Origin of the sequence: Providencia sp. PROV033, from assembly GCF_028484855.1 — a bacterium.
Taxonomy (GTDB): Bacteria; Pseudomonadota; Gammaproteobacteria; order Enterobacterales; family Enterobacteriaceae; genus Providencia; species Providencia alcalifaciens.
This window is the reverse complement of record NZ_JAMPSW010000170.1, coordinates 1-3,502: the sequence shown is the minus strand read 5'-3', so window position 1 is coordinate 3,502 and position 3,502 is coordinate 1. Positions and strand designations below refer to the sequence as shown.

Here is a 3,502-nt window from a genome sequence, read left to right as displayed (position 1 = left end):
AAAACGCCACTCTTTCGAGTAGCGCTTTGGTTTATATCCTGTCTATCTTGATGACTAAACTTGGTCCCTCTTAAATCGGACCTAAATTTGTCACCACTGCATACACGATCGAAATAATAGAAATAATGACCCATGTTAAAACCAGAGGCCAAATAAATTTCAACCACTTGGTATAAGGAATCTTCGATGTCGCCAATACGGCCATCAAAATACCAGATGTTGGGTTAATACAGTTGACAACCCCCTCACCCATTAGTACGGTCTGTACGGTAGTTTGGCGAGTAATTTCTAACAAATCCCCCATTGGGGTGAAAATAGGTACTAAAACTGCGGCTTCACCCGATCCTGAAGAGATAAAGAAGTGCATAATCGCCGCAGTACCAAACATTGAAAGTGCAGATAACGTTTTTGGTAATCCGCCCATCAAAGAGATAATCGAATTTACAATCGTGTCTAAGATCATACCGTCAGCAAGTACAATCGCAATCGCTCTCGCCATACCGACAATAAATGCGCCGCCAACCATACCTGCGCAGCCTTTCAGGAAACCTGTCGCAATATCGTTCGCCGACATTCTATTCAATACACCCACGCCCACACCTAAGATGATAAACATCGCCATCATCTCTTTTTCACCCCAGCTCCATTCAATGGCACCAAAAATGAAGCCAATTAAACAAAATGCGGCGTAAGATAAGGTGATAACGTGGCGTAAAGAAATTTTTGACGTCTCAAATTGACTGTCATCGATTTCAACGTCAGGGCGAACCATCCCCTGACGACGGCATTTTTTAGCATACAGAGTTAAGAAGATAATCCCTGCGATCACAAAGCTAATATATACAACCGTACGGAAGCCAAATGCCGATAACAGGGGAACATCCGCTAACCCTTGAGATAAACCAACCGTCATCGGAGCCATAACGGATGCGTTAAAACCGGAATATGCAGCAACGTAAACAATCGCCGCACCAAACTTGTCATCCATCCCGACTGATTTTGCCACCAATAACCCTATAGGGACGAAGGCAATAATTGAGTTCACAACAATACCTGTGGTGCCTAGAATCGAGAAAACAACAAAGAAAATCGTGATTAATAAAAAGTCATTAAGTTTTTTACTGCGTGAAATATTACTCAGGACTTTATTAATGGCCCCAGTCGTTTCAAGCAGATGTAAAGCACCCCCAGTAAAGATAATCAAGAAAATAATGGGCGCGGCTTTAACTAATCCATCGGCGATAGAAGTAAAGACTTGTCCTGGCAATACGCCGTGCTGTTCCGGTAAACGTTCATAACTCCCAGGAATGGTATAAGAGCTCTTAACTTGAGTCTCGACCCCATCTTTGATGGTTGTGATAACTTTAGTTTCTGATGCGTATTGACCCGCTGGCACAATCCATGTCGCAATGGCTGCCGCGACTAAGATGAAAAAGAGCAATACATATGGGTTTATCCCATCAGAACGTTTTTTTTGTGGTGTTGTTGATGTTGTTGATGTTGTTGCCATAGACTTATCCTGTTGGATTATTATTTATTTTGTGGGTCATGATTACTGCGTAATACGCGTTAATACATTAAAAAATAACTGTGCGCGCTCGCTTAAAGAAGGGATCTCAAGATATTCTTTGTCACTATGTTGATAGCCACCGATCGGTCCCAAACCATCCACTGTTGGTGTTCCAACTCCCGCTGTAAATGAAGCATCAGAGCCACCACCAGTAGAAACATCTTCCAGTGTAATTGCTAATTTATTGGCTTCTTGTTTGATGATGTCGATGAGCTCAGCACTTTCTACCGTTTTTGCCATCGGAGGACGGTTAATTCCCCCCGTCAGAGAAAGCTGGATACCCTCTAGTACAGGTTGGCTACAAACTTCGCGGACTTTTTTATCAATCTCAACACCTTGCTGCTCTGAAGAGATCCGCACATCAATCTCTGCACGGGCATTTGGCGCAACCGTATTCACAGATGTTCCACCCGAGATCAGCCCCACATTGACCGATAAGCCTTTATCATGCTGAGACAGAGCATGTAAGCTCTGGATTTTGTAGGCCAGCTCTTGAATTGCACTAATTCCAGCTTCTGGTGCAATTCCTGAGTGGGATGCTTTTCCTTGAATCGTCAGAACATAAGTTCCTACACCACGACGTGCACTTACAATGGCGCCATTTGCGCGAGCGGGTTCCATCACTAAGGCATAGCGTTTGCCCTTTGCGCATTGCTCAATTACAGTGCGTGATGAAATTGAGCCAATTTCTTCGTCACAGTTCAGCAGAACTTCAATTTTTTTATAACGCTCATCTTGTGTTGCATAGAGCTGCTTAATGACCTGATGCACCATAACATGGCTGCCTTTCATGTCGATAACACCCGGCCCATAAGCTCTATCGCCCTCAATACTGAATGGTCTTTCCGCAACAGTACCTTTTGGAAAAACTGTATCAAGATGCAGTAAAATTAAAATTTCAGGCGTGGTAGATGGATAATAAATACGGTAGTTATTCCCTAATTTTTCATTTGGAATAACTTCAACCTCAAAGCCCATTGATTGATAGCGTTCGCACCAAAATGCGGCATGGTTATCAACACCCTCTTTATCGTATGAACCTGACTCGATATTAACGACTTGCTTCAATAAATTCAGCATTTCAGTTTCGTGTGTTAAAAAGTCATTGTGCATGTTGGTTTCCTATCATTTATTATTTTATGGCGAGTTATTTCAAATCTGAAATACACGCAGAACGATGTGCTTTTTATTCAAAATAAAATGAAGTATTTATCAACTATAAATGACAATGCTGATTAACATTCTTTTTGCGCGTAAAATCGCCACGCTGGATATGCATAAATATTGAATATACATCTTGCATGTGTGAAAAAAGAATTTAAACCAAAGGAAACAACCTTATGATAATACGGCATTCACCTTGAATAAAAAGGATACTTTTGCACCATATCACAATAGATAAATAAATTACAAACAATTATAACTGCATACTTATGCAATGATTTTTTAATTTTTAAAAAAGTAATAGTTACAATAATGAATAATAAAACTATATAAAATATAGTTGTTGATAACAAAAAATAATTGGAATTCATTAATCCTATCATGTTGATTTTAGTTAACCATAAATAATCAACATTATGCAGAATATTAATCTTCCCCATGCATAGGACTTAATACAAATAAAGTGTACGGGATTTGTTTCACTTATCTCTATTTAAATAATCACAAAGAAGTATTTAGTCTATTTATTCGACATAATGACAGTAAATAAACACCAACACCTCGAAAATATACGCAAACTTTAAACTGTTCGTTTTACGCTTTTCAATCAGTTGACATCGGTTTTTTTGGTATGCTGATTTGAGTGTTTACAGCATAAAATGCGCCATGCTTTTCCTGCCTTGATTCTAAATCTTGCTGGCACAATTTGCAGGAATAGTTAGATAAAATGATAAATAAAATTCTTCGGCGGTGAGTCTTTGGTAGGTA

The 3,502-nt window shown here is 39.6% G+C and carries 2 protein-coding genes; both read right to left on the bottom strand.

The window, feature by feature from the left end; all coding sequences use genetic code 11:
* Window positions 1-70: 70 nt before the first annotated feature.
* Entirely contained in the window at window positions 71-1,510 is a 1,440-nt protein-coding gene (locus tag PSF16_RS16920; protein WP_272689755.1) for a YfcC family protein, read from the bottom strand.
* Between the two features lie 42 nt (window positions 1,511-1,552).
* Window positions 1,553-2,683: a M20 family metallopeptidase gene (locus tag PSF16_RS16915; protein ID WP_272689754.1), complete on the bottom strand. Its 1,131-nt coding sequence runs from the start codon at window positions 2,681-2,683 to the stop codon at window positions 1,553-1,555.
* Window positions 2,684-3,502: the final 819 nt, after the last annotated feature.

Bases quoted from the DNA above. Each gene is read 5' to 3' on its own strand.
- PSF16_RS16920 (WP_272689755.1), bottom strand. From the start codon at position 1,510: ATGGCAACAACATCAACAACATCAACAACACCACAAAAAAAACGTTCT.
- PSF16_RS16915 (WP_272689754.1), bottom strand. From the start codon at position 2,683: ATGCACAATGACTTTTTAACACACGAAACTGAAATGCTGAATTTATTG.